The 24,396-nt window shown below is 64.0% G+C and carries 21 protein-coding genes and 1 tRNA gene; 12 read left to right on the top strand and 10 right to left on the bottom strand.

Annotated elements, in window-relative coordinates; genetic code table 11:
- The first annotated feature begins 81 nt into the window (after positions 1-81).
- The 4 genes from mscL (at position 82) to FZF13_RS05890 (ending at position 3,511) form a co-directional block, all read left to right on the top strand.
- On the top strand, positions 82-504 hold the full coding sequence (gene mscL, locus FZF13_RS05905) for a large conductance mechanosensitive channel protein MscL (protein ID WP_024925999.1): 423 nt from the start codon (positions 82-84) through the stop codon (positions 502-504).
- A gap of 109 nt (positions 505-613) precedes the next feature.
- Positions 614-1,780, top strand: coding sequence for a pyridoxal phosphate-dependent aminotransferase (locus FZF13_RS05900; RefSeq protein WP_024926000.1), 1,167 nt, complete (start codon positions 614-616; stop codon positions 1,778-1,780).
- Positions 1,781-1,860: 80 nt separating this feature from the next.
- Positions 1,861-2,940: a branched-chain amino acid aminotransferase gene (locus FZF13_RS05895; RefSeq protein ID WP_024926001.1), complete on the top strand. Its 1,080-nt coding sequence runs from the start codon at positions 1,861-1,863 to the stop codon at positions 2,938-2,940.
- An 82-nt stretch (positions 2,941-3,022) separates the two neighbouring features.
- A complete protein-coding gene (locus FZF13_RS05890; RefSeq protein WP_024926002.1) occupies positions 3,023-3,511 on the top strand; it encodes a molybdopterin-dependent oxidoreductase in 489 nt (162 codons plus the stop codon).
- Between the two features lie 18 nt (positions 3,512-3,529).
- Here FZF13_RS05890 and FZF13_RS28850 read toward each other — a convergent pair whose 3' ends face one another.
- Positions 3,530-4,615 carry a SecDF P1 head subdomain-containing protein gene (locus FZF13_RS28850; protein WP_161777454.1) on the bottom strand — a complete coding sequence of 362 codons (1,086 nt, stop codon included), beginning with the start codon at positions 4,613-4,615 and terminating at the stop codon, positions 3,530-3,532.
- A 565-nt stretch (positions 4,616-5,180) separates the two neighbouring features.
- The gene (gene hemA / locus FZF13_RS05880; protein WP_024926004.1) at positions 5,181-6,458 is read right to left on the bottom strand and encodes a 5-aminolevulinate synthase; all 1,278 of its coding nucleotides are present in this window, start codon (positions 6,456-6,458) and stop codon (positions 5,181-5,183) included.
- A gap of 260 nt (positions 6,459-6,718) precedes the next feature.
- Here hemA and galE point away from each other — a divergent pair, with 260 nt between their 5' ends.
- The 4 genes from galE (at position 6,719) to ggt (ending at position 12,405) form a co-directional block, all read left to right on the top strand.
- Entirely contained in the window at positions 6,719-7,717 is a 999-nt protein-coding gene (galE, locus tag FZF13_RS05875; RefSeq protein WP_024926005.1) for a UDP-glucose 4-epimerase GalE, read from the top strand.
- Positions 7,718-7,839: 122 nt separating this feature from the next.
- Complete coding sequence (locus FZF13_RS05870; protein ID WP_024926006.1) at positions 7,840-9,090, top strand: D-amino acid dehydrogenase; 1,251 nt, start codon at positions 7,840-7,842, stop codon at positions 9,088-9,090.
- Positions 9,091-9,351: 261 nt separating this feature from the next.
- Positions 9,352-10,515, top strand: a complete 1,164-nt coding sequence (locus tag FZF13_RS05865; protein ID WP_024926007.1) for a dipeptidase — start codon at positions 9,352-9,354, stop codon at positions 10,513-10,515.
- A 144-nt stretch (positions 10,516-10,659) separates the two neighbouring features.
- A complete protein-coding gene (gene ggt / locus FZF13_RS05860; RefSeq protein WP_024926008.1) occupies positions 10,660-12,405 on the top strand; it encodes a gamma-glutamyltransferase in 1,746 nt (581 codons plus the stop codon).
- A gap of 35 nt (positions 12,406-12,440) precedes the next feature.
- On the opposite strand, the gene FZF13_RS05855 is transcribed toward ggt, so the two are convergent.
- Together FZF13_RS05855 and FZF13_RS05850 are read right to left on the bottom strand one after the other, a co-directional pair.
- Positions 12,441-15,539 (bottom strand): efflux RND transporter permease subunit, encoded by a 3,099-nt coding sequence (locus FZF13_RS05855; RefSeq protein ID WP_024926009.1) that lies wholly within the window; start codon positions 15,537-15,539, stop codon positions 12,441-12,443.
- Positions 15,536-16,705 (bottom strand): efflux RND transporter periplasmic adaptor subunit, encoded by a 1,170-nt coding sequence (locus FZF13_RS05850; protein WP_024926010.1) that lies wholly within the window; start codon positions 16,703-16,705, stop codon positions 15,536-15,538. The genes FZF13_RS05855 and FZF13_RS05850 overlap by 4 nt, the downstream gene beginning before the upstream one ends.
- A gap of 183 nt (positions 16,706-16,888) precedes the next feature.
- Here FZF13_RS05850 and FZF13_RS05845 point away from each other — a divergent pair, with 183 nt between their 5' ends.
- From FZF13_RS05845 to FZF13_RS05835, 3 genes are all read left to right on the top strand, one after another.
- Positions 16,889-17,503, top strand: a complete 615-nt coding sequence (locus FZF13_RS05845; RefSeq protein WP_024926011.1) for a TetR/AcrR family transcriptional regulator — start codon at positions 16,889-16,891, stop codon at positions 17,501-17,503.
- Positions 17,504-17,601: 98 nt separating this feature from the next.
- Complete coding sequence (locus FZF13_RS05840) at positions 17,602-17,778, top strand: hypothetical protein (protein ID WP_204367419.1); 177 nt, start codon at positions 17,602-17,604, stop codon at positions 17,776-17,778.
- Positions 17,779-17,787: 9 nt separating this feature from the next.
- Positions 17,788-19,041 carry an MFS transporter gene (locus FZF13_RS05835; RefSeq protein ID WP_024926012.1) on the top strand — a complete coding sequence of 418 codons (1,254 nt, stop codon included), beginning with the start codon at positions 17,788-17,790 and terminating at the stop codon, positions 19,039-19,041.
- A 31-nt stretch (positions 19,042-19,072) separates the two neighbouring features.
- On the opposite strand, the gene FZF13_RS05830 is transcribed toward FZF13_RS05835, so the two are convergent.
- The 4 genes from FZF13_RS05830 to FZF13_RS05815 form a co-directional block, all read right to left on the bottom strand.
- Positions 19,073-19,984, bottom strand: a complete 912-nt coding sequence (locus tag FZF13_RS05830) for a polysaccharide pyruvyl transferase family protein (RefSeq protein WP_024926013.1) — start codon at positions 19,982-19,984, stop codon at positions 19,073-19,075.
- A 339-nt stretch (positions 19,985-20,323) separates the two neighbouring features.
- Complete coding sequence (locus FZF13_RS05825; RefSeq protein ID WP_024926014.1) at positions 20,324-20,575, bottom strand: DUF1127 domain-containing protein; 252 nt, start codon at positions 20,573-20,575, stop codon at positions 20,324-20,326.
- Positions 20,576-20,699: 124 nt separating this feature from the next.
- Positions 20,700-21,386 carry a hypothetical protein gene (locus tag FZF13_RS29145; protein WP_024926015.1) on the bottom strand — a complete coding sequence of 229 codons (687 nt, stop codon included), beginning with the start codon at positions 21,384-21,386 and terminating at the stop codon, positions 20,700-20,702.
- A 98-nt stretch (positions 21,387-21,484) separates the two neighbouring features.
- Positions 21,485-21,862 (bottom strand): MerR family transcriptional regulator, encoded by a 378-nt coding sequence (locus FZF13_RS05815; protein ID WP_024926016.1) that lies wholly within the window; start codon positions 21,860-21,862, stop codon positions 21,485-21,487.
- Positions 21,863-22,025: 163 nt separating this feature from the next.
- Here FZF13_RS05815 and FZF13_RS05810 point away from each other — a divergent pair, with 163 nt between their 5' ends.
- Entirely contained in the window at positions 22,026-23,546 is a 1,521-nt protein-coding gene (locus FZF13_RS05810; protein ID WP_024926017.1) for a winged helix-turn-helix domain-containing tetratricopeptide repeat protein, read from the top strand.
- Between the two features lie 22 nt (positions 23,547-23,568).
- Here the strand turns inward: FZF13_RS05810 and FZF13_RS05805 are convergent, their stop codons facing one another.
- Both FZF13_RS05805 and FZF13_RS05800 read right to left on the bottom strand, forming a co-directional pair.
- A complete protein-coding gene (locus FZF13_RS05805; RefSeq protein WP_024926018.1) occupies positions 23,569-23,961 on the bottom strand; it encodes a GFA family protein in 393 nt (130 codons plus the stop codon).
- 188 nt (positions 23,962-24,149) lie between these two features.
- A tRNA-Phe gene (locus FZF13_RS05800) sits at positions 24,150-24,225 on the bottom strand.
- Positions 24,226-24,396: the final 171 nt, after the last annotated feature.

Genomic DNA, 24,396 nt, shown 5'->3' with positions numbered 1-24,396 from the left:
TTTTTGCTGTTGTATGCTCGAATCGGGACAGGGGACCGATAGTCCGCTGTGGAAGCAGCCTGCGCGACGAAGAGGGAAAAGATGCTGAAAGAGTTTCAGGAATTTATCTCCAAAGGCAATGTGATGGATCTGGCGGTCGGCGTCATCATCGGCGCTGCCTTCGGTAAGATCGTCGACTCGTTGGTCAACGACATCATCATGCCGATCGTCGGTGCCATCTTCGGTGGCCTCGATTTCAACAACTACTTCTTCGGTCTGTCGTCGGCGGTTACCGCGGTGACGTTGGCCGAAGCCAAGAAACAGGGCGCCGTGTTTGCCTACGGCTCCTTCATCACCGTGGTGCTCAATTTCCTGATCCTGGCCTGGATCATCTTCATCATGGTCAAGGCCGTGAACAATATGCGCAAGCGCCTGGAAAAGGAAAAGCCGGCCCCGGCTCCGGCTGCACCGCCGGCCGATGTGGCATTGCTCACCGAAATTCGCGACCTGCTCGCCAAGAAGTAGCTTTTCGCCCATCTGGACCAAGAACCCGGTCGCTTGCGGCCGGGTTTTTCTGTTTTCGGCCTTTGGGAAACGCGATAGCACTCGCCGGCAGGAAAACACGGAACCTGCCATGGACATGGTCGAGAATTTGCGCGCCGAGGCGCGCGCCGCTCCCGAAAGCGGCATTGTCGCGGTGATGAACCACGGGCGCGGTCGCGACGGGATGATCCCGCTCTGGGCCGGCGAGGGCGACCAGCCGACACCGGCCTTCATTTCCGAGGCGGCCAGCCGCGCGCTTGTCGGCGGCGAGACCTTCTACACCTGGCAGAAGGGCATACCGGAGGTTCGGCAGGCGCTGTCCCGCTATTACGGGCGCCATTTCGGCAAGAGCTTCACGCCGGAGGAATTCATCCTGACCGGATCCGGCATGCATGCCATCCAGCTTGCTCTCGACGCTGTTGCCGGCGCCGGCGACGAAGTGATCTATCTGTCGCCCGCCTGGCCGAATTTTGCCGCCGCCGCGGGTATCGGCGGCGCCGTGCCGGTGCCGGTCGTGCTCGACCTCACCGACAATGGCTGGGTCTGCGATGTCGACAAGATCGCGGCGGCGATCACGCCGCGCACCAGGGCGCTGTTCGTCAACACGCCGTCCAACCCGACCGGCTGGACCGCCGACCGCGAGACCTTGCAGGCGATCCTCGACCTGGCCCGTGCCAGGAACCTGTGGATCGTCGCCGACGAGATCTATTCGCAGTTCCATTATGACGGCGGCCGGGCCGCCTCCTTCATCGACATCATGGCCGATGAGGACCGCATCCTGTTCGTCAACAGCTTCTCCAAGAACTGGTCGATGACCGGCTGGCGCGTCGGCTGGATCAAGACGCATCCGTCGTTGCAGCAGGTGTTCGAGAACCTGATCCAGTATTCGACCTCGGGCGTGGCGCAATTCATGCAGCGCGGAGCCGTCGCCGCCCTCGACGAGGGCGACGCCTTTGTCGCCGGTCAGGTCGCGCATGCGCGCCAGGCACGCGATCTCGTCTGCGGCATCCTCGGCCGGTCGGGCCGGGCGCGTTTCGCCGTGCCGCCAGGCGCCTTCTATCTGCTCTTTTCCATCGACGGCCTTGTCGATTCGCGCGCCGCCGCCTTCGACATCGTCGACCATGCCAATGTCGGTCTGGCGCCGGGCACCGCCTTCGGTCCGGGCGGCGAACAGTTCCTCAGATTGTGCTTCCTGCGCCGTCTCGACCAGCTCGAGGAGGCTGCAACGCGCGTCGCGGACTGGATGCAGCGCTTGTAATTTCGCGCAAGATTGTTACGAGCCTGTGAGAAGGTGATATTTGCCGCTCCTGACCGGACGGCTTGAGGAAAGTACGCCAGATGACAGTAAAGCCGCGCATTGCTTTGATCCCGCATGCATCGCCGACATCGCCGGCCGCCCGTGCCGCGCTGATGGAGAATCCAGGTTTCGGCAAGGTGTTCTCCGACCACATGGTCACCATCACCTGGAGCGTCGAGCGCGGCTGGCACGATGGCGCGGTCAAGGCGCGGGCGCCTTTCGCCATCGATCCGGCGGCGGCCGTGCTGCACTACGCCCAGGAAATCTTCGAGGGCATGAAGGCCTACCGCACCAAGGACGGGTTGGCGCTTTTCCGCCCCGAGGAGAATGCACGCCGCCTGAACCTGTCGGCCGAGCGCATGGCGATGCCGCCTATCCCGGAAGACCTGTTCATCGAGGCCGTCGAGACGCTGGTGCGCATCGACGCCGACTGGGTGCCCGAGGGCGATGGCAGCCTCTATCTGCGGCCCTTCATGTTCGCCAGCGAGGCATTCCTCGGCGTTCGCCCGGCCAGCGAATACATCTTCTGCGTCATCGCCTCGCCGGTCGGCGCCTATTTCAAGGGTGGCTACAAGGCAGTGACGGTCTGGGTGTCGGACGACTACACCCGCGCCGCGCCGGGTGGTACAGGTGCCGCCAAATGCGGCGGCAACTATGCCGCCAGCCTGATCGCCCAGGCCGAGGCCACCCGCAATGGCTGCGACCAGGTCGTCTTCCTCGACGCCGCCGAGCGCCGCTGGATCGAGGAACTCGGCGGCATGAACGTCTTCTTCGTCATGGACGACAAGCGTATCGTCACACCGCCATTGGGCACGATCCTGCCCGGCATCACGCGCGCCTCCATCATGAAGCTCGCCGCAGAGGCCGGCTACACGGTCGAGGAGCGCCTCTACGGCTTCGACGAATGGCAGGCCGACGCCAAGAGCGGCAAGCTGCGCGAAGCGTTTGCTTGCGGCACCGCGGCCGTCATCGCCGGCATCGGCACCGTGAAGTTCAGGGACGGCTCGTTTGCCATCGGCAACAGCGGCGACGGCGAGGTCACCTCGCAGTTGCGCGCCAAGCTGGTCGGCGTGCAGCGCGGCACCGTCAAGGACGACCACGGCTGGGTGCGCAAGATCTAGGGTTCCCGCGCCGGCGGCTCGTTGCCGTTGCCTTTCCCTTGAGGCTCCGTAATATCCAGGTGGATATGACGGAGCCTTTTGCATGAGATCTGCCCGCGCTTTTCTGGCCTTCCTCATCGTGCTGGCCGTGCCATCCTGGGCACGTGCGGGAGATGGTGGCATCGCCATTTCGGGCGTCGGTATCACCTCCGCCACACTGACCCCGGCCGATCTCGCGAAATTTCCGGCGACGGAAATGGACGTCTCGTTCATGACCAAGAACGGGGTGGAGAAAGGGCACTACAAGGGCGTGCTTTTGTGGTCCTTGCTGCAGGAAAAGGGCCTGTCCAAGCTCAGCCAGAACCACCACGAAGACCTGCAACATACGTTCCTGGTGACCGCCGAAGACGGCTACCGCATCGCTTTCTCGATCGGTGAGATCGCGCCGGATTTCGGCAATCGGGCGATCCTGATCGCCACCGAGCGCGACGGCAAGCCGCTGGCGCCGGACGAAGGGCTTCGGCTGGTCGTGCCGGGCGATGCGCGTGGCGCCAGAAGCGTCAAGAGCGTGGTCTCGATCGAGGTGAAGTAGGCGGGGCGCAGTGCCTCGTCAGGGCGCCAGGCGCACGGTGATCGTAGCGCCGGGGGCTGACAGTTGTCGCGCCAGCGACTGCGCCTCGGTTGCAGTGTCGACGCTGATCATGACGCTGCCGCCCATGATCGGCTCTCTTATGACCGGCTCCGAGATCACCTTGCCGTCGACGACGAGCTGCGTTTGCCGTCCGACTGAGGCGGTCGTGAAATCCCGGAAAGCACCGGCGCTGTCCGGTGTCATATCGATTTTGACTGCGGCTCCGTAGCTGACTGAGTCCGTCACCACTTCGGCTTTCGCGATCTTGAGCGAGACCGGAGCAACGGCTTTGGCCGGCTCGGCTGCGCTTTGTTGTTCGGCCGGCGCAGCGGGCTTTGCCTCGCTGCCGGTTTTTTCCAGATCGGAAGGCCGGGACGCGGGTTGTTCCAACGGACTGATCGCTTGGGCCGACACGCTCTTGGCATTCCATGCCGGCGGCTCGGGCAGGGTCGGCGATTGGTCGTCGCGCCAGATATGCGTGACGATGGTGAGCTTCGTGCCGCCTGTGTCCACGGTCACGCTATCCAGCGCCTCCACGGTCGAACCGTCTTGCAGCGACATGACGAGCGTCAGGTCGCGCGATTTTTGGGAGCTTTGCACCCGCGCCATCTGTTCGTCCGTCAGCTGCTTTGATCGTTCGGCGAAGGCGGCGATCATCTTTTCGATCCGCGCTTTCATGGCCGAATGCAGGGCCGTCGCATCGAAACTCTGTTTCATGCTGAAAGTGGCCGTGCGCCTTGCGCTGTCGGTCGTTTCGAACTTCCACGCCGATGTCGCGGGAACGAGTGTGTCTCCCATGCTTTCGTCGCTTTTCGCGGTCCAGGTGCTGCCGACCTCGGTGGTGCCCTCCTGCGTGGCCTGTCCCAGGCTGAGAACGATGACCTCGGGGAGAAGGACGTCAACGACCTTCAGCGGATTGTCCTTGACCGCCTGAAGCATCTGGCTGGCAACGCTGTCGGCCGGCAGTGTCGTGCCGGCTGCCCCCGGAGCGGCGATGAGGCTTTCCATATGGGCGATGATCTGGTCGGCTCCCGTCAACGCGGTCGGATAGCCGGTCAGATCCATGTCGAGATCCAGCTGCTGCACGCCATAGGCAGCCAGCGAATTCCGAAGCTGGGTATTCATCGCATAGGAATCCGCCGCGCCCGCAGTTCCCGGCGGCAGATCGGCGGAAAGGCTCCATCGGACGCGCATCGCCTTGTCGTCGCGCGAGAGAACGACCAGCTGATGGCGGAAGTCTCCGCGCATCACCACCGAAGACGCTTCCGGTTTGTCGAACCAGAGCGACATGTCGGTCTCGGTCGTCTTCTGAATACGGTAGCCATGCTCGGCACCGACCGCCGGCTGATATGCGGGGATCGTGACGCTTTCCGCTGCCCGTATCGGGCCAACGGGGGTGAGGCCGAAGCAGCAGGCCAGCGCAAGAGTGAACGGGCTGGGCAAGCCGAATCCGGATTTGCGGCGTCGATGAATGGCGCGGACTGGCATGCGATATATCCGGTCAAAAGCCCCGGTCGAGACCTGACACGTCAATCTCCGGCTGTCCACACCGCATGCGGGAATGAACGAAAACTATTTCCGGCTAGCACCTGCACACAGCCGGGGTCGTCGCTTAAGGAAGAAGCTGCCGTCAGCCGCCGGACTTGGGCACCAGCAGCGAAACGATGCGCTCGTTTTCGGTGACGGACGGACGGCCAGCGGCGCCGTAGGGGATGCCGAGGGCATCCCAGGTCTCGACCAGCGCTGCTTGCAGTTCCGCGATCAGCTCGTCCGAATGGAACGGCGTCGGCGTGATGCGCAGCCGCTCGGTGCCGCGCGGCACGGTCGGGTAGTTGATCGGCTGGATGTAGATGCCATGCACGCCGAGCAGGCGGTCGCTGGCCATCTTGCAGAGTTCCGGATCGCCGACCAGGACCGGCACGATATGGGTGGCGGAGTTCATTACCGGCAGGCCGGCATCGGCCAGCACCTGCTTGGTGCGCTCGGCCTGACGCTTCTGCGCGTCGCGTTCGGTCTGCGAATTCTTCAGATGGCGGATGGATGTCGTGGTGGCCGCCGCGAGCGCCGGCGGTAGCGCGGTGGTGAAGATGAAGCCCGGCGCGTAGGAGCGCACGGCATCGATGACCGCCTTGTTGCCGCTGATGTAGCCGCCCAGCGTGCCGAACGCCTTGGCCAACGTGCCCTCGATGATGTCGATGCGGTCGGCCAGGCCCTCGCGCTCGGTGATGCCGCCGCCGCGCGGACCGTACATGCCCACGGCATGGACCTCGTCGATATAGGTCATGGCGTTGTATTTGTCGGCGAGGTCGGCGATCGCTTCGATCGGCGCGATGTCGCCGTCCATCGAATAAACGCTTTCGAAGACGATCAGCTTGGCGCGTTCGCGCCCGGCCGCCTGCAGCAGGCTCTCCAGATGCGCGACGTCGTTGTGGCGGAAGATCTTCTTTTCTGCGCCGGAGCGACGCACGCCCTCGATCATCGAGGCATGGTTGAGCTCGTCCGAGATGATCAGGCAGTTCGGCAGCAGCCGCGCGATGGTCGAGATCGACGCCTCGTTGGACACGAAACCGGAGGTGAAGACCAGCGCCGCCTCCTTGGCGTGCAGGTCGGCGAGTTCAAGCTCGAGCTCGACCAGCGGGTGATTGGTGCCGGAAATGTTGCGGGTGCCGCCGGCGCCCGAGCCCATGCGGCCGGCCGCTTCCTGGAAGGAGGCGATCACGTCGGGATGCTGGCCCATGCCGAGATAGTCGTTCGAGCACCATACGGTGATTTCCTCGGCGCGGCCGTTGGAGCGCCAGATAGCGCGCGGAAATTTGCCGGCGATGCGCTCCAGGTCGGCGAAAACCCGGTAGCGGCGCTCCGCGTGGAGCTGGTCGATCGCTTCCTCGAAGAACCGCTGATAGTTCATCTTTGCTTCCCAATTTGCGTCCGGATCATAGTCATCGGCCCGTCTGACGTCCATGGACCAGCTTTGGTCAAAATGCCACGCCCTGAACCAAGTCCAACGAACACAAAGCGTTGCCTATTCCCTTGATGTGGATCAATATTGCGGTGAGGCGAAACCAAGCATCTACGATCATCCAGATTGCTTTTTAAGGCTTTCCCGTTAGCGTCGGCAACGATGCCGCACATGAGACTGTTTCGCGCAATCTTGAAGGGAGTGGCCGAATGGCGGTGTTGGTGACCGGTGGCGCCGGCTACATCGGCAGCCACATGGTGTGGGAGCTGCTGGATTCCGGCGAGGAAGACGTCGTCGTCATCGACCGCCTGTCCACCGGTTTCGACTGGGCGGTGGCCCCGGAGGCGAAATTTGTCGTCGGCGACGTTGCCGACAAGGAACTGGTCGGTGCGCTGATCCGCGAGCATGGCATTGACGCCATCATCCATTTCGCCGGCTCCATCGTGGTTCCGGAATCGGTCGCCGATCCGCTGGCCTATTATGAGAACAACACCTCCAAGACACGCACGCTGATCGAAACGGCGGTGCGGGCCGGCGTGTCCAACTTCATCTTCTCGTCCACGGCGGCCGTCTATGGCAGCGCCGGGCTGGAGCCGGTGGTCGAGGATGCGGGCACCGTACCGGAATCGCCCTATGGCCGCTCCAAGCTGATGAGCGAGTGGATGTTGCGCGATGCCGCCGCCGCCCATGGCTTGCGCTACACGGCACTGCGTTACTTCAACGTCGCCGGCGCCGATCCCAAGGGCCGCACCGGCCAGTCGACGCCGGGCGCCACCCACCTCATCAAGGTCGCCAGCGAGACGGCACTCGGCAAACGCGCCGCCATGCAGGTGTTCGGAACCGACTATCCGACGCCCGACGGCACCTGCATGCGCGACTATATCCATGTCAGCGATCTGGCCGCCGCGCACCGGCTGGCGCTGCAAAGGCTGCGCGCCGGCGGCGGCAATCTGGTCGCCAATTGCGGTTACGGCCACGGCTATTCCGTGCTTGAGGTGATCGATGCCGTGCGCCGCGCCTGCGGGCACGATTTCGCCGTCAATCTCGGCCCGCGTAGGCCCGGCGACGCCGCCGCGATTGTCGCCAATTCCGACCGGGCTCGTGGCGAGCTCGGTTGGGTGCCACGTCGCGACGATCTCGACCTGATCGTTGGCGATGCGCTGGAGTGGGAACGCATTCTCGCCAGGAAAAACTCCGCGCGCGGCTGAAGTTCGCCATTCTCCGGCCTGGCCCAGCGTATCGAGGCTCGAAACGCCAGCCGATTGCGGTTATGAGAACGCCGACGCGGCTGGGGGCTGGTCGCATTCGTCATCGCGTTGAGGGGGCGGCATTGAAGATTTTGGTTCTCGGCGCGGGCGTCGTCGGCACGGCGGCGGCCTATTCTCTCGCCAAGGATGGGCATGAAGTGACGGTCGTCGAACGCCACGAGATCGCGGCGCGGGGCACCAGCTATTCCAATGCCGGCCTGGTTTCGCCGGGCGATGCCACCGCCTGGGCCTCCCCGACGGCGCTGAGGACGTTCCTGCGCGCGCTGTACAACCATGATCTCGGCATCAAGGTCAGGCTGCGCTTCGATCCCTATTTCCTGGCCTGGAGCATGCGTTTCCTCAGGCAGTGCACGCAGGAGCGCCTGCGCGCCAACACGGCGGTCAAGCTCAGGCTCGCGCTCTATTCGCGCGACTGCATCAACGCCATTTCGGACGAGACCGGCATCGGCTACGACGAGCGCCGCAAGGGCATTCTCTATTTCTTCCGCTCGCAGCAGAGCCTCGATACAGGCACCGACAATTACCGATTCCTCGCCGAGCACGGCCTGCCGATCGAGATCGTCGATCGCAATAGGCTCGTCGAGCTTGAGCCCGGGCTTGCCGGCGCCAAGGACAAGATCGCCGGCGGCGTCTATTCGCCGATCGACCAGACCGGCGATTCCAGGCAGTTCGTCGAGCGGCTCGCCGCCTATTGCGCTGAAAAGCTCGGCGTGACGTTCCGCTATGGCACTGCCGTTGAGGGACTGGACATCGAGGGCGACGCCGTGCGCCGGGTGATGACGTCGGCCGGCCCGCTTTCGGCCGATGCCGTCGTCATCTCGATGGGCCCGGAGAGCGGCCTGCTCGGCCGTCGCTACGGCATCGATCTGCCCGTCTACCCGGTCAAGGGTTACACCGCGACATTGCCGCTGGAGGACGAGAACAAGGGGCCGACCATGGGCGGTGCCGACGAGGATCAGCTGATCGCCTATTCGCGCCTCGGCAACCGGCTGCGGCTCGCCTCGACGGCCGAGTTCACCGGTTTCGACCGTTCCTATCGCCCCAGCGACTATGCCGCCATGTTCAGGACGGCGAAGGACCTGTTCCCTGGCGCCTTCGACGAGAAGAAGGCCGAGTTGTGGGCCGGCCTGCGGCCGATGATGCCGAACTCAGTCCCGGTCATCGGTCGTGCGAAATACCGCAACCTTTATCTCGACACCGGTCATGGCCATGTCGGCTGGACCATGGCCTGCGGCTCGGGCCGCTTCCTGGCCGATCTGGTTGCCGGCCGCAAACCCGAGATCGACCCGCAGGGGCTTGTCTACAAGGGCTAGGCGGGAACGGTGCTGCGAGCGCGGGCATCGCGATGCGGAGCCACCTGGCGGAAGAGTTCGCCATCCAAACCGGTTGAGAACTCATGGATTGCCCAGCCTTCACCTCGACTTCCCGGTTTTGCCGGGAAATGATCGCTGCCTGAGCAGTTTCAGCAAAGGCGCGCGGCGATTTTGCGTCCGGAATTGTGCGAAAACAAAGCGCTCGAGCGCTTCGAGGGAAGCCGAGAGGCTCTGACGGTTGGGGGTATGATGCGGCGCTTCTTGAAGTTCATTCTCCCGGCATTGGTGGTGCTGCTCGCCGTCGGGCTCGGCTTTTTCTTCTTCGTGCTGCCGGCCCGCGTCGAACAGGCGATGAACCGCGTCATCAACCCGCCGCCCTATGCGGCTTCGGACAAGGCCAAGGCGCTGCATGAGACGCTCATCATCGCCGATCTGCACGCGGACCCGCTGCTGTGGGGGCGCGATCTGCTGGCGCGTGGCACACGCGGTCAGGTCGATATACCGAGGCTGGAGGACGGCAACGTTGCCCTGCAGGTGTTCGCCGTGGTCAGCAAGTCGCCGCGTGGCCAGAACATCGAGCACAATGACGGCTCGACCGACAACATCACGCTGCTTGCGATAGGCCAGCGCTGGCCGCTTTCGGCTATCCTCAGCCTCAAGCAGCGCGCGCTTTACCAGGCCGCCAGGCTGAACGACATGGCGGCACGCTCCGACGGCCACTTCGTCGTCATCAGGACGAAGCGCGACCTGCGCCGTTTCCTGGAACGACGCAAGGTCGAGCGCGGTATCGTCGCCGGTCTGCTCGCTATCGAGGGCGCGCAGGTGCTGGAAGGCGATCCGGCCAATGTCGACGCGCTCTTCGATGCCGGGTTCCGCATGATGTCGCCTGCGCATTTCTTCGACAGCGAGATGGGTGGTTCCGCGCATGGCGTCGACAAGGGCGGCCTGACCGACAAGGGTCGCGAGATGGTCCGCCGCATGGAGGAAAAGGGCATGATCCTCGATCTCGCCCACGCCTCGTCCGCCACCATCGACGATGCGCTCGCTGTCTCGACGCGTCCCGTCGTCATCTCGCACACCGGAGTGAAGGGCACCTGCGACAACAACCGCAACCTGTCCGACGACCAACTGAAGGCGCTGGCGGCCAAGGGAGGACTGATCGGCATCGGCTACTGGGAAACCGCCGTCTGCGGCAAGGATGCAGCCGCCGTTGCCAGGGCGATCCAGCATGCAGCCGGTGTCGCCGGCATCGATCATGTCGCGCTCGGCTCGGATTTCGACGGCGCCGTCGCGATGCCGTTCGACACCACCGGACTTGTCCAGATCACCGACGCGCTGCAGTCCGCCGGTTTCAGCGACGCGGATACCGGCAAGGCGATGGGTGGCAACGAAATCCGCTTCCTGCTCGAAAATCTGCCGGACTGAGGTTCACGGCTTTCGCCGCAAACGCCTGATCGTTGTGCCGATTATTTCCCGAATATGGCGCCTTGCATCGCAGCGGTTTTGAGGCGAGTCATTGGCCCCGTCGTGAATCACCACTCTGGGGCGGGGGATCTCTGGAGAACGGTCATGCAACGAATCCGCCACGCGCTGATTTCCGTCAACCTTGTTCTTGCGCTTGCCTGCGCGCCGATAGCGCCGGCGATAGCTGCGTCGCCGGAGCCGGCGAAGGGCGAAAACGGCATGGTCGTCACGGCGCAACGCCTGGCCACCCAGGCCGGCGTGGACGTTCTGAAGAAAGGCGGCAACGCCGTCGATGCCGCGGTTGCCGTCGGCTACGCACTGGCCGTTACCTATCCGACCGCGGGCAATATCGGCGGCGGCGGCTTCATGACCATTCGTTTCAAGGACGGCAAGACGACCTTCCTCGATTTCCGCGAGCGCGCGCCGCTTGCCGCCACCAAGACCATGTATCTCGACAAGGACGGCAACCCGGTCAAGGGCGCCAGCCTCGACGGTTATCTGGCGGTCGGCGTGCCGGGTTCGGTTGCCGGTTTCGAATATGCACGCGAGAAATACGGAACCTTGCAGCGCGCGGACCTGATGGCGCCGGCAATTCGCCTGGCCGGTGACGGTTTCACGCTTGAACAGGGCGATGCCGCCTCGCTCGCCGGTGGCGCGGAAAGGCTGGCCAAGGACCCGGCCGCGGCCGCCATCTTCCTGAAACCGGACGGCAAGCCGTTCGGTGTCGGCGAAAAGCTGGTCCAGCCGAACCTCGCCGCGACCCTTTCGACTATTTCCGACAAGGGCGCCGACGCGTTCTATAAGGGCGGTATCGCCGACGCCATCGTCGCCGCCAGCAGCGGCAAGGGCGGCATCCTCGCCAAGGCCGACTTCGAGCAGTACAAGGTGCGCGAACTCGCCCCGGTGACCTGCAACTACCGTGGCTACGAGATCGTTTCCTCGCCGCCGCCAAGCTCGGGCGGCGTCATCATCTGCGAGATCCTCAACGTTCTCGAGGGCTATCCGCTTTCCTATCTCGGCCCGGGATCGGCGGATACCGCGCATCTGATGATCGAGGCGATGCGCTACGCCTATGTCGACCGCAATTCGGCGTTGGGCGACCCGGACTTTGTCCAGAACCCGGTATCGAAGCTGCTGGACAAGAACTATGCCGCCGAAATCCGCGCCAAGATCGATCCGTTCCGTGCGGGCGTCTCCAAGGACCTGATGCCGAAAGGGTTCGGCGAGAGCAAGGAGACCACGCACTATTCGATCATCGACAAGGACGGCAACGCGGTTGCGGTCACCTATACGCTGAACGGCAGTTTCGGTGCCGGCGTGGTGGCCGACGGCACCGGCATCCTGCTCAACAACGAGATGGACGATTTCACCCAGAAGCCCGGCGTGCCCAACCTCTACGGGTTGGTTCAGGGCGAGGCGAACGCCATCCAGCCGAAGAAGACGCCGCTGTCTTCGATGAGCCCGACCGTGATCGCCAAGGACGGCAAGCCGTTCATGGTCATCGGCAGTCCCGGCGGCTCGCGCATCATCACTATCACGCTCGAGGCCATTATCAACGTCATCGACCACGGCATGAACATCCAGGAGGCGATCGATGCGCCGCGCATCCACCATCAGTGGCTGCCGGACACGGTCTATGTCGAGCAGGACGGCCTGTCGCCGGATACGCTGAAGCTGCTTGCCGGCATGGGTTACAAGCTGGATGTCGCCGAGGAAGGCGAGACTTGGGGCAAAGCTGCCGGTATCCTGATCGGCGGGCGCAGCCTGGGCGAAATCCGGAAGGGTGGCGGTGCACGCTACAACGGCGCCATCGACAGCCGCGCCACGGCTGGCGAGGCGCTGGGGTATTGACGTCCCCCAGCGCCTCCACCGGGCTCAGCTGGGGGTTAAGAGCCCGGCATTTCGGCTTGCCGCCTAGCAAGCAGTTCTCCCTGGAGCCGGTCGGCTTCCGTCACCGAGGTGAGTGGCTTTAGCCTGCGGGCCAGCCAGTTCTTCAGGTCGTCCATGACGGTGAACATCACCGGCACGAAGACGAGCGACAGAAGCGTCGAGGTGATCAGGCCGCCGATGACGGCGATCGCCATCGGGGCGCGGAAGCCGGCGTCAGCACCGACGCCGATCGCGGCGGGCACCATGCCGGCCACCATGGCGATGGTGGTCATGATGATCGGCCGCGCCCGCGTCGTTCCGGCCTTCAACAAGGCGGCGCGTCGGTCGAGGCCTTCGCGCCGCGCCTCGATCGCGTAGTCGACTAGCAGGATCGAGTTCTTGCCGACGATGCCCATCAGCATCAGGATGCCGATGGTCGAAGACAGGTCGAGCGCCGAACCGGCCAGCAGCAATGCCAGTGCCGCGCCGCCAAGCGACAGCGGCAGCGCGATGAGGATGGTCACCGGCTGCAGGAAGTCCTTGAACAGGAGCATCAGCACCGCCGCCACCATCAGCACGCCGCCCAGCACAGCGAGCGCGAAGTTGCGGAACATCTCGGCCATGTATTCGGCGTCGCCATATTCGGCCAGCGTGACGCCCGCCGGTAATTGCTTGTAGGCCGGCAGCTCGGCAATCGCGGCCATCGCGGTGCCCAGCGTCACGCCGTTGAGATTGGCTTCGATGGCCACCAGCCGCTTGCGATTCAGCCTTTCGGCCTGGCCTTCCTCGGCTCCGAACGAGATGTCGGCAACCGAGGTCAAGGGTACCATCTTGCCTCTCGACGTGCTGACGCGCAGCTTGCGCAGCGTCTCCAGATCGGCCCTGGCCGATGTGTCCAGCATCACGCGGATCGGCACCTGGCGGTTGCCGAGATTGAACTGCGCCGAATTGGCGTCGGTCTCGCCCAATGTGGCGATGCGGGCGACGGTGCCGAGCGTTGCCGAGGAGACGCCCAGACGGGCGGCTTCGTCGGGGCGGGGTTTTACTATCAGCTCCGGCGCGAGCGGGGGCTCGGTGGACAGCACGTTCGCCAATTGCGGCAGCCCGCGCATCTCCATTTCCAGTTTCCGCGCCGCGTCGGAAAGTTGCACCGCGTCCTCGCCGACGAGATAGATCGAGACCTCCTTGCCGCCGCCGTCGGACAGGAAGGTGAATTGGATGTCGGGTGTCGCGGCCAAGATCGGCCGCACCTCCATCTCGAACGATTTGCGGTTAAGCTTGCGTTCGCTGCGCGGTGTCAGCCGGATGAGCAGGTTTGCCTCGTTGACGCTTTCCGAGGTGGCGAGAACGGCCTCTACCTCGGGTCGTGTCATGAGTTGCTTGACGATGCCATCGGTCACGCTCTCCGTCTCGGGCAGCCTGGTTCCGGGCGGCAGGGTCACTTTGACCTGCGAGAGATTGCCGTCGCTGGTTGGCAGGAAGCCGGTCGGCAAAAGGGTCAAAAGCCCAAGGGAGCCGGCGAAGATCACCGCGACGATGCCCAGAGCGGTCTTGCGATGGTCGAGCGTCCAGCCGAGCAGCTTGAGATAGCCTGCGGAAAAGGTGGACGGCGCAGCGTCGGCGTGGGTGGGGTGCGCCGCCGGCTGCATCAGGTAGGCGGCCATCAACGGTGTCAGCAAGCGGGCAACGAGCAGCGAGAACAGCACGGCGATAGCGACCGTCAGGCCGAATTGCTTGAAATACTGACCGACCGCACCACCGATGAAACTGACGGGCGCGAAAACAGCAACGATGGTGAGCGTGGTGGCGACCACCGCCAGGCCGATCGCATCGGCCGCCTCGATCGAAGCGATATAGGGCCGCTTGCCCATATGGATGTGGCGTTCGATGTTCTCGATCTCGACGATGGCGTCGTCCACCAGGATGCCGATGACCAGCGTCAGGGCCAGCAGGCTGATCGAGTTCAGCGTGAAGCCGAGCAGCGCCATGATGGCAAAGGTCGGCAGGATGGAAAGCGGCATCGCCAGCGCCGAGATCAGCGTCGCGCGCCAATTGCGCAGGAACAGGAACACCACGACGACGGTCAGGATCGCGCCCTCGACCAGAGCGGTCGAGGCGGCGTCATAACTTTCCATCGTATATTGCACCGTCGAGATCATTTCCTTCATCTCGATGTCGGGGGTGCGCGCCTGAATCTCGGCGATACGCCCTTTCGCGGCCTCGGCGACGGTGGTGTCGCTGTAGCCCTTGGCGCGTGAAACCGAAAAGCCGACTACTTGTTCGCCGTCCAGCCGGGCGAAGCTGCGCGGCTCGGCCGAAGTGTCGGCTACGGTGGCGATGTCTGCCAGTCGCACCCAGCGATTGCCGGGCAGGGGGACGGAAAGCTGCGACAGTTCCTCGACGGTCTTGACGCTGCCCAGCGCCCGGATCGCCTGCTCTCGCCCGCCAATCGTGCCACGTCCGCCGGGAATGTTGGCGTTCATGTCGCGCAAGGTCGAATTGACCTGGTCGGCGGTGACGCCGAGGGCCAGCAGCTTGTCCGGATCGAGCGACACGCGGATTTCGCGGTTGACGCCGCCAAGCCGCTGCACCTTCTGCACGCCCGGGACCGCGAGCAGTTCGCGATTGACGGTATCGTCGACGAACCACGACAGCTCGACGGGCGACAGGCGCGGTGCCCTGATCGTGTAATAGAGGATGGCGCTGCCGTCGACATCGACGCGCGAGATCACCGGTTCCTGGATCGATTGCGGCAGATCCGAGCGGATCTGCGTGACCGCCTCGCGAACGTCGGTGGTGGCGCGGTCGGGATCGGTGCCGATCTTGAACTCGACCGTTGTCGTCGAGACGCCGGTGCTGATCGTCGAACGGATATGATTGACGCCGGGAAGGCCGGAGGCCGCACCCTCGACGCGGCGCGTCACCTGCGTTTCCAGTTCGGCGGGCGCGGCGCTGGCTTGCGTCACCGTCACCGTCACGATCGGGAAGGAGACATTCGGGTTGGCGTTGATCGGCAGCCGCATGAACGCGGCCATGCCAGCAAAGGTCAGGACGACAAACAGGACGATGGTAGGGATCGGCTTGCGGATCGCCCAGGCGGAAATGTTGCGGGTCATCGCTTCACGCTCCCGGCGGCCGGCACCAGGTCGACGACGGTGACGGCGTCGCCTTCGCGCAGGGCGGCCCCTGCCTTGGCGACGATGCGCTCACCTGGTTCAAGCCCGGTCCGGATTTCAACCTTGCCACTCTTGCGCAAGCCGGTCTCGACCGGGCGTCGTTGCACGCGGCCGCTTTCGACAACGAAAACAGCGGAATCGTCGGTACCGCGCCCATAGACCAGCGCGCTGTCGGCGACGACGATGGCTTCGCGCTTGGCAAACACCACTTCGGCCCTGCCAAAAGCGCCGGCGAACAGCGGTTCGTTGGTGTCGAGCGCGATCTGCGCCGCGCCGAGCCGGGTTTCGCGATCGATCTTCGGCGCCACAACGCGCACGGTGCCGCCGATCTCGCTTGTCCGTCCGGCCAGCCTGATCTTGACCGGTTGGCCGACCGCCAGCGACGGCAGGTCTGCTTCCGGGATTTCCGCGGCGAACTCCACCAACCCGTCGCGGATGATGCGCACCAGCGGCTCGGCGCCGGCCTGTGCGCCGGCGCGCGCCTGCCGTTCCGAGACCACGCCGTCTGCCGACGCGCGAATGATGGCGCGTTCCAACTGCCGCGTCGCTTCTGCGCGCTGCGCTTCCGCTTCGGCGTTTTCGGCGCGCTGCACGGCCACGCCCTGCGTTGCAACGGCCACGGTGGAGGTGCGCTCCTCATAGGTCTGTTCGGAAATGATACGGCTCAGCTTCAGCCGCTCCGCACGATCGAGCGCCGCCCGCGCCTGTGCCAGGGTTGCTTCCTGCTGGGCGAGTGACGCCTTGCTGCGGGCGACGCGGCCTTCCGCCTCGCGCAACTTGTTTTCCAGCATCGCCGTTTCCAGCCTGACCAGCACCTGGCCGGCGGTAACCCGCTGGCCGACCTCGACCTCCACGGAGGCGATGCGCTGGTCCTGTTGCGCTGTGCCGACCGCAATCTCGTCGCGGGCCACCAGGACACCGGTGAAGGTCAGCGTCCATTCGGCCGGCTGCCGCTCGGCGATCAGGGTCGAAACGGTGCGCTGCGACAATGTCGGCTGTGCCGACGCGGCTGCGGAAGCGCCGTCGGCCAGCAGCGGGCTTGTGCCCGCCAGCAGAAGGGAAAACGAGGCCGCGGCTGCCCGAACGAAGTGAGGGACGTCACGCATGGATGTTGCTGCCTATGTCTGGGGCGAAGTCGCCACGTCTTCATTATTAGACTAGTCGATCTAATAAATCACCGGAGAGCGTGTCAAGCCATGCAATAACTGGCTTTTTTGCGTTGACACGTCGTCATACGGAATTTATTAGACTGACTAATCTAATAAAACGGCGGCGGAATTGAGGCAAGCATGCGCAAGGTCGACCCCGAGAAGCACGAAGCAAAACGTCGGCAGATTCTTGAGGCTGCGGTCGCTTGTTTCGCGCGCAAGGGCTTCCATCGCACCTCTACGGCCGAGATTTGCGCCGAAGCCGGCATGAGCCCGGGCAATCTCTTCCACTATTTCCCGACCAAGCAGTCGATCATCGCCGCTATCGTCGAGGAGGAACGGCGCCAGACCGCCGACTACTTCGAGGGCATCAATCCCTCTTCGGACCTCTTTGCCGAGTTGCTCGATTTCATGGACATCGTGCTCGAACTGGCATCGGATCCGACCTACCTCAAGCTCGCGCTCGAAATCGCCGCCGAGGCCATTCGTGACGAGGAGATCGGCAACCTCGTCGCCAAAACCGACACTGAACTGCAAACGGCTCTGAACACGCTGTTGCGCAATGCCGCCGCGCGCGGCCTTGTCGATCCGACGCTGGATCCGGCCGACAGCGCGCGCTGGATCGCGGCGCTGGTCGACGGCATTTTCAGCCGCGTCGCCGTCGACCCTGGCTTCAGCCCGCTGGAGCAGCGGCCGATGCTGCGGCTTCTCATCACGCGCTTCCTGCGGCCGGGTGCTGCGCCGGCGACCGCCTGAACGGCCTCGTCGGTTGTGAGGGCCTTTCCCTCAGCCGCGACCGCGACCTTGGAAAGATAAGGCGATGCAGATGCAGAAACGCTGGTGGCTCGGCTTTTTTGGGCCTCATTGGCATCTATAAATTTCCCGACGCGATCGCCGCCTACAACGGCCAGGCCAGCGCCTGGGAATATATCTACCTCTCCTGGTTCATCTGGCTGCTCTATCTCGTGCCGGAGAAAGCGCCGAAGGCTGGTGCGGGTAGCCCGGCGGCATTGCGGCGTTTGGAAAAATGACGATCCGTCATGACGGTTGAGCAGCAACCGGTAAAGACGCTTCGTCAGGCCCGCAGCCGTTGGCCTTTTACCGGGCTGCAGCTTGCCAGTGTCACCGTTAATTTCGCCAATGCGATCGGCGCCGTCGTCTATCCCTGGCTGGTCTACGACCTGACGGGCAGTGCCGGCTGGATGGGCATCGTCGCCGCACTGGCGCTGTTGCCTGCCATCGTCGGCACCGCCTTCGGCGGCATAGTTGCGGAACGGGTCGGCATTCGCCGCATGGCGATTGCCTCGGTGACCATGGGGGCGGCGGCGTCCGTTGCCGCGGCGGCTGCTTACGATGCCGACATGCTCACCATCGGCGTGCTGGCGACCCTGACCTTTTTAGGCGCCGTGCTCGACGGGCCGGGCGGCATCGCCATCGAAGCGCGTGTGCCTGAAATCGCCAGGCTGGCGCGCATGCCGTTGATCCGTGCCAATGCCATCGATGACCTGATCGACAACAGCGCCGCCGTCGCCGGGCCCGCGGTCGCCGCTTTCCTGGTCGCTGCCGTCTCTACGACGGCCCTGTTGTGGATCGTCGCCGCCATCAACCTGCTGGCGGCGGTGCTCGTGGCGGCAAGCCTGCCACGCTTTCGCCTGCGCCGCGCCGCCGGAACGACATTCGACCAGATGAAGGCCGGGCTCGGTTTCATCTTCGGCCAGCCGGTGCTGCGCGCGGCGTTGATATTGGCCGGTGTCGGCACCAGCATCTTCGTCGCTCTGGAGGCGATCGCGCTGCCGGCGATCCTGCGGACCGAAGGCCGTTCGGCGGCGCTGCTTGGCATGTTCCTCGCCGCGGCCTCGGTCGGCGCCATCGTCGCCAATCTGACGCTCGCTTTTGCCGAACGGGCGCCGTCGCTGCGCGGTGTCTTCACCGCCGCTTTCGCCGGGCTCGCCATTGGCGTCGCCTTGCTCTTGTTGGGCCGGTCGGTGCCGATCCTTGTCGCTTCGGGTGCCATGCTGGGTGTCGCCGCCGGTCCGCTGTCGCCGGTTTTCGCTACCCTGCTTCAATCGAGCGTGCCGAAGGAATTGCGCGCCAATGTCATCGGCATTTCAATGAGCCTGATCCTGATCGGCGCGCCGGTGGCGGCTCTTGGCGCCGGCGCCGCGCTCGACGCCTTCGGTGCGACGGTCGTTCTGGCCACCTGTTCGGCGCTGCTGTTCGCCTGCGCCCTCGCCGCTTTCCTCATGCCCGGCTTGCGCGGGGTTACGGCCAAACTGTCAGGCGAGAAGGAGTGACGATTGTGAGAATCGGCCTAGACGTCTCGGGTCACGACCTGGGAGTGTTGAAGGCGCCGCACCGATTGAGGTCGGTGAAGCGCATCACCGCGTCGTCGAGCTTGCCGATCGACTGCATTCTGACGGGGCGCTCGGACTTTACGAAGGGGCCTGTCCGTAGTTTCGCCAATGAGGTCTCGAGCGCGCCGAGAGCGGATTGGCTGGTCTTCCTGACCGGCAGATAGCGATAGGCGGGCTTGCCGAGCCTTGCCCGCCCCAAGGCATGTTTGAGGACGTTCGCCAGGCGCACATCGCCATCGAAGGCGATGTTGGTCGATATGTCGACCGGTCGGTAGTCTGTGCCGATCGTAGCCGTGAAATCGCGCCACTTCTTCTCCAGCACCTTGCTGGAGAAGATCACCGGCACCCACGGAACGTCGTAGGACTCGGCCACCACCGCGCCATGCAGGGCTTCGGTGATCAGGCACGACGCGCCGGCGATGCGGGACAGCGTCGCCTCGGCGTCGCTCAGCGGTGAAATGTAGGTGATCCCCAACGCACCGCAGAGCCCGGCCAGGATTTCACCCGCCGTGGTGTGCGAGTGATGATGCGGCATGAAGGCCGGCCCGCCGGCCCTCGAATGCGTGAAATGGCGCGATGCCAGAATGGCGGGATCGATGCCGGCATGGGACCGGTCGATGCCGAGGAGCTTGCAGGTCAGCGGCCCGCGCACGCAGAACACCGTCCTGTTTTCCGTGTCGTATCGACCGCGCTTGTAGCCGGCGCCCGCGCCGATGATGATCTCGTGGGCGTCCTGTGGCGCGGAACGCCCGATCACGGTGCCGATGAACAAAACGCGGCTGGAGCGATCGTCGTCGAAAATGTCGCCGAACACGCATCGCGCCAGAAGCGGACTTAGGACGTCCCCGAAATTTGGAAGGTCGCGATAGTAGCCGAGCTGCATTCTTCTCTGCCTGGGCCGAATGCTCGGCCGGGGTATCTGTGCGGTGCCCGTGACGCGAACAACGGGTTGGCGAAATCTGCGGGAGCGGCGCGGATTGCGCCACGGAACCCGTCAGGGGAGGCTTGATCTTCTAGGATGTCAGGGCGGCTGGGGGTGATAGACCACTGTGGCTTTGACTTATTGGATCGCATCGGATGTACGGGGCTTTATAAGCCCCGTCGCGACGCGTCCGTGATCAAAGCGGTGTCACTGTTTTGTGAAGGCGCTATCGGGCTAGAACAGCGGCTACTGGGCACCCTCACAGGTAGGGAAGGATTCGGTTCGGACGTAAACGCGCTCTTATCGTTGCCAGAAGGGCAGCTTGGCGATCTCTTCCTCGGCCTGCCGCCTCGTCAGGCCGATATCGTCGATCAAATGCGGATTGTCCTTCGCCATTTGCTTGAGGTCCCAGCGAAAGCGTATCTGCTCACGCCAGGTCGCGATCCTACGGCGCAGGCTCGCCACGCTGTAGCGCCGCGACATATCCGCCGGCGCAGCGAGCGTTCCCGACTGCGTTGCCCGATGCCGGGCCGGCGCAAGAATATCGTTCATGGCAACCTCCATATCGGTCGAGGGCCTGGAGCCCTCGACCTGAAAGAGGTTGAATTCTGCGGGATGCGGACGGCGGCGTAATTAAGCCGCCCCAAATAGTTCTCAAAACTTCCAAAACCGCCGATCAGGATTGACGGAGGCTGTGCCCCTTTTCGGCGAGCCAGGAATCGTGGAGCCATTTTTCCGTGCCGCGACGGCCGGGGAAACTGATCCAGTGAATGTCGCGCTCGAACACCATGACCTTGCTGTCCGCGCCGACGATGACCCACATCCAGAGGCCATCGGCAGTGTTGCGCATTTTGACCTTCATGCCGGTGAGGGTCAGGTCTTCCATGCGTCCGTTGTGGGTCACCCGCAGCGGCTCGTCATGCGGCTCGATCCAGCTGATATCGAGAACCGGCAAAAGATCGGGTGCCGCATCGCGCAGGAAATCCATGGCGATCGCCTGCGTCTCCTGCCGTGTCGGCAGTCGGCCGCCGACCAGATCGAGATCCATCCGGACGAAACCCTTGAGGCGACCATCGGCGGCGATGATCATACTGAAATGCTCGCCGCCCAGTGCGGCGTTGCGGCCGTCTGTTCGCTCGTGGCGGACAAGTTCAGCGGCTTCGCCGTCCACGGCAACGGTGCGGCGGGCCACCTCTCGGTAGCCGGCCGGCATGAACGTCTTGATGGTGGTGGCCACCGGTTCGCCGGCAAGCGTTGGGGAGGTCATGGTCTTTCCTTTCTGCGTGGAGGCGAAGGCAAGGCTGGCTGTGGTGGCCCCGACGACAAGGCCGAGAACGACGATGAGGGGGCGTATGCGAGGCATGTCGAAAACTCCTTCAGTTCGGTCGGGATTGCAGGTTGATGTGTAACTTGACGTCAAGTGTAGATTTAGAATGCACCTGTCCGTCGCTCCAGTCGCGCCTATTTCCGCTTCGCTTCCGCGATCAGGGCATGCATGCGGGCGATGTTGTTTTCCAGATCCTGTTTGAACGCGGTCAGTTCATGCAGTTGGGCATTCGCCCTCTTCAGCTGCGTTTGCAGGATTTCCAGCACCTTTTCCTTGCCCTTGATGCCGCTGGCATCCTCGAAATAGAGGTCGATGACGGCGGCGATCTCGTCGAGGCTGAGACCGAGGCGCTTCAGTGCCGCGATCTTTTCCAGCCGCTTGACGGCGATCTCGTCATAGTAGCGATAGCCCGCACCCTCGCGCTCGGTCGGCTTCACCAGCCCGAGCCGTTCGTAATAGTGGATCGTGCGGTGGCTGACGCCGGCACGTTCCGACAATTCTCCAATCTGCATGAGCGACGACAAACGACACCTATCTAAACCTGACGTTGGGTGTAGATCTAGGATCGAAGTGCATGTTCGTCAACCGCTGCGATGTTGCGCGCGGTTCCAATGTCCGGAAGCTGAAGCCCAGGGGCGGGCACCCGGTTCCATGCAAGCCTGAAAGGCTCTAAGGATGCGTCCTATGCAGGGATCGCGCTTTGCCTTTGGTTCGTTCGTGCTTGATCCGGATGCGGGAACGCTGCTTCGTGACGACGTTCCCGTTGCCGTGGGCTATCGCGCCCTGAAGCTGCTTGCGGCACTCGCCGGACAGCCCGGTGAAATCCTGGGCAAGGCCGAGTTGATGGACGCGGCCTGGCCGGGCATGGCTGTCGAGGAAGGCAACCTCACCGTCCAGATCGCGCAGCTCAGGAAATTGCTTGGTCCGGCTGACGACGGCGGCGGCGAGTGGATCGCCACGGTTCCGCGTGTCGGCTACCGTTTCACGGGCGCCGTCGAACGGCTCGGCGGCGCCAAGCGAAAACCCTTGCCGCTGCCCGACAAGCCATCGATCGCCGTGCTGCCCTTCGACAACATGAGCAACGATGCCGAACAGGGTGCCTTCGCCGATGGCCTGACCGAAGACCTGATCACCGACCTTTCCAGAAACGCCGACCTGTTCGTCATCGCGCGGAGCTCCGCCTTTGCCTACAAGGGAAAGGCACTGGCCGTGCGCGAGATCGCCGAGGACCTCGGTGTGCGCTACCTGCTCACGGGCAGCGCGAGGCGCGCAGCGGGCCGCGTGCGCATCAACGCACAACTGGTCGATACGGAGAGCGGCAACCAGCTGTGGGCGGAGCGCTTCGATCGCGGGCTGGAGGACATCTTCGCCGTTCAGGACGAGGTGACGGCCAGGATCGTCGAGGCGCTGCTCGGCCGGCTGCGCGCGCAATCGCCACGCAAACGACCCGGGAATCTCGAAGCTTATGATCTTTGCGTGCGGGCGCGCAGGCTGATGGATGATCAGCCGCAGTCGGCGCGGGAAGCGCATCTGATGCTGACGCGCGCGGTTTCTCTCGATCCGGGATATGCCGAAGCCTATCGTTGGCTTGCCATGAACCACTGGATGGGCCGGGTGCATTCGGGTGGACCGACGGAACCCGAGCGTGCCGTCGCCCTCGAACTGGCCCGCAAGGCCGTGGCGCTCGATCCCGACGATGCCGGCTGTCGCTGGGTCCTGGCTTACCTGCTTACGTTCAACGGCGACTTCGCCGAGGCGGACGCGGAATTCGAGCAGGCGATTGCGCTCGACCCGAACGAGGCTGACGCCTGGGCGGCCCTCTCCGACATCACGGTTCTGGCCGGTCGGATCGAGGAAGGCCTCGAGCAGAGCCGCAAGGCATTCCGGCTGAACCCCTACCCGCCGAGTTGGTATTATCTGACGCTCGGTCAGGCATTGTATGCGGCCCGCCAATACGAAGCCGTCATCGAGACCCTGCGCCGGGACGAAACTTACCGCACAACCTCACGCCGCTTCCTGGCGGCGAGCCTTGCCCAACTTGGCCGGCTGGACGAGGCGCGTGCGGAAACCGAACTGTTCCTCGTCGGCAGCCCGCATTTCACGATCAGCCACTGGCGCGCGCAGGAGCCGTTCCGCGACACCGCCACGCTCGCACATTTCGTCGACGGTTTCCGCAAGGCCGGCCTGCCGGAGTGACGAGCCGGCCGGTTTCCACCACCTAGTCCTCGAAGCGGCCGTCGGTCTCTCGATCGCGTTCGTAGCGTTTCGCAAATGGAAACGGCGGCAGCCAGGATTCGCGACGGACGGTCCAGAGTTCGTAGGTCGGCTTGAATTGGTCAGTCGCGTCCAGTGATCCGAGATTGACCTCGATCTCGTCCCCACTACGCCCGAAAACCGGCGAGCCGCAGCGGGGACAAAAGAAACGCCCGGCATAGTCGCGCGTTTCGCCTTCGATCGTCACCGCATCCTGAGGGAAGATCGCCGACGCGTGAAAAAGCGCGCCATGATGCTTGCGGCAGTCGAGGCAGTGACAGATGCCGACCCGGTAAGGTCGTCCCGACGCCACAAGGCGGACGTTCCCGCACGAACAGCCCCCGGTGTACCGTTCCATGTCGTGCCTCCTCCAAAACCGATTGACTGGGATGGCTATAGTGAACCCGGCCGTGATACCCGGAAAAGGTATGTCTGCCTTTTCGGCCGCTCACCTGCGCTGAACAAGAGATGAGCAACATCCCTGAACATGGCAAGTTCAGGATTTCTGCGTCAGAATTCGATGAAATCAAAGGCTGATTGGTTGAGTGGTGCCCAGGGGCGGAATCGAACCACCGACACTGCGATTTTCAGTCGCATGCTCTACCAACTGAGCTACCTGGGCATCTCGGTTCGGCCCATGGTCGGGGCCAACCTGCTTCGCCGGAACGCTGGGCGTCCCCCGGAAGCGCGTGGGTTATAGCACGAGATTTCCGCCTGTCCAGCACCGCGGCGGCGATTTCGCCGGGAAAACAATTGGTGTGCCAAAATGCCGGCAACGCGCCTTGTTGCCAGG

Source organism: Mesorhizobium terrae (genome assembly GCF_008727715.1).
Classification (GTDB): domain Bacteria; phylum Pseudomonadota; class Alphaproteobacteria; order Rhizobiales; family Rhizobiaceae; genus Mesorhizobium; species Mesorhizobium terrae.
The sequence above is the reverse complement of the archived record's forward strand: the minus strand, read 5'-3'. Positions and strand labels throughout refer to the sequence as shown.

What these genes read in the sequence shown, in the direction of transcription:
- FZF13_RS05900 (WP_024926000.1), top strand. Translation starts at nt 614, where the DNA reads ATGGACATGGTCGAGAATTTGCGCGCCGAGGCGCGCGCCGCTCCCGAA.
- FZF13_RS05890 (WP_024926002.1), top strand. Translation starts at nt 3,023, where the DNA reads ATGAGATCTGCCCGCGCTTTTCTGGCCTTCCTCATCGTGCTGGCCGTG.
- FZF13_RS05895 (WP_024926001.1), top strand. Translation starts at nt 1,861, where the DNA reads ATGACAGTAAAGCCGCGCATTGCTTTGATCCCGCATGCATCGCCGACA.
- FZF13_RS05805 (WP_024926018.1), bottom strand. Translation starts at nt 23,961, where the DNA reads ATGGAACGGTACACCGGGGGCTGTTCGTGCGGGAACGTCCGCCTTGTG.
- FZF13_RS05830 (WP_024926013.1), bottom strand. Translation starts at nt 19,984, where the DNA reads ATGCAGCTCGGCTACTATCGCGACCTTCCAAATTTCGGGGACGTCCTA.
- FZF13_RS05810 (WP_024926017.1), top strand. Translation starts at nt 22,026, where the DNA reads ATGCGTCCTATGCAGGGATCGCGCTTTGCCTTTGGTTCGTTCGTGCTT.
- FZF13_RS05825 (WP_024926014.1), bottom strand. Translation starts at nt 20,575, where the DNA reads ATGAACGATATTCTTGCGCCGGCCCGGCATCGGGCAACGCAGTCGGGA.
- ggt (WP_024926008.1), top strand. Translation starts at nt 10,660, where the DNA reads ATGCAACGAATCCGCCACGCGCTGATTTCCGTCAACCTTGTTCTTGCG.
- mscL (WP_024925999.1), top strand. Translation starts at nt 82, where the DNA reads ATGCTGAAAGAGTTTCAGGAATTTATCTCCAAAGGCAATGTGATGGAT.
- FZF13_RS05845 (WP_024926011.1), top strand. Translation starts at nt 16,889, where the DNA reads ATGCGCAAGGTCGACCCCGAGAAGCACGAAGCAAAACGTCGGCAGATT.
- FZF13_RS29145 (WP_024926015.1), bottom strand. Translation starts at nt 21,386, where the DNA reads ATGCCTCGCATACGCCCCCTCATCGTCGTTCTCGGCCTTGTCGTCGGG.
- FZF13_RS05815 (WP_024926016.1), bottom strand. Translation starts at nt 21,862, where the DNA reads ATGCAGATTGGAGAATTGTCGGAACGTGCCGGCGTCAGCCACCGCACG.
- FZF13_RS05835 (WP_024926012.1), top strand. Translation starts at nt 17,788, where the DNA reads ATGACGGTTGAGCAGCAACCGGTAAAGACGCTTCGTCAGGCCCGCAGC.
- FZF13_RS05850 (WP_024926010.1), bottom strand. Translation starts at nt 16,705, where the DNA reads ATGCGTGACGTCCCTCACTTCGTTCGGGCAGCCGCGGCCTCGTTTTCC.
- galE (WP_024926005.1), top strand. Translation starts at nt 6,719, where the DNA reads ATGGCGGTGTTGGTGACCGGTGGCGCCGGCTACATCGGCAGCCACATG.
- FZF13_RS28850 (WP_161777454.1), bottom strand. Translation starts at nt 4,615, where the DNA reads ATGGATCTGACCGGCTATCCGACCGCGTTGACGGGAGCCGACCAGATC.
- FZF13_RS05855 (WP_024926009.1), bottom strand. Translation starts at nt 15,539, where the DNA reads ATGACCCGCAACATTTCCGCCTGGGCGATCCGCAAGCCGATCCCTACC.
- hemA (WP_024926004.1), bottom strand. Translation starts at nt 6,458, where the DNA reads ATGAACTATCAGCGGTTCTTCGAGGAAGCGATCGACCAGCTCCACGCG.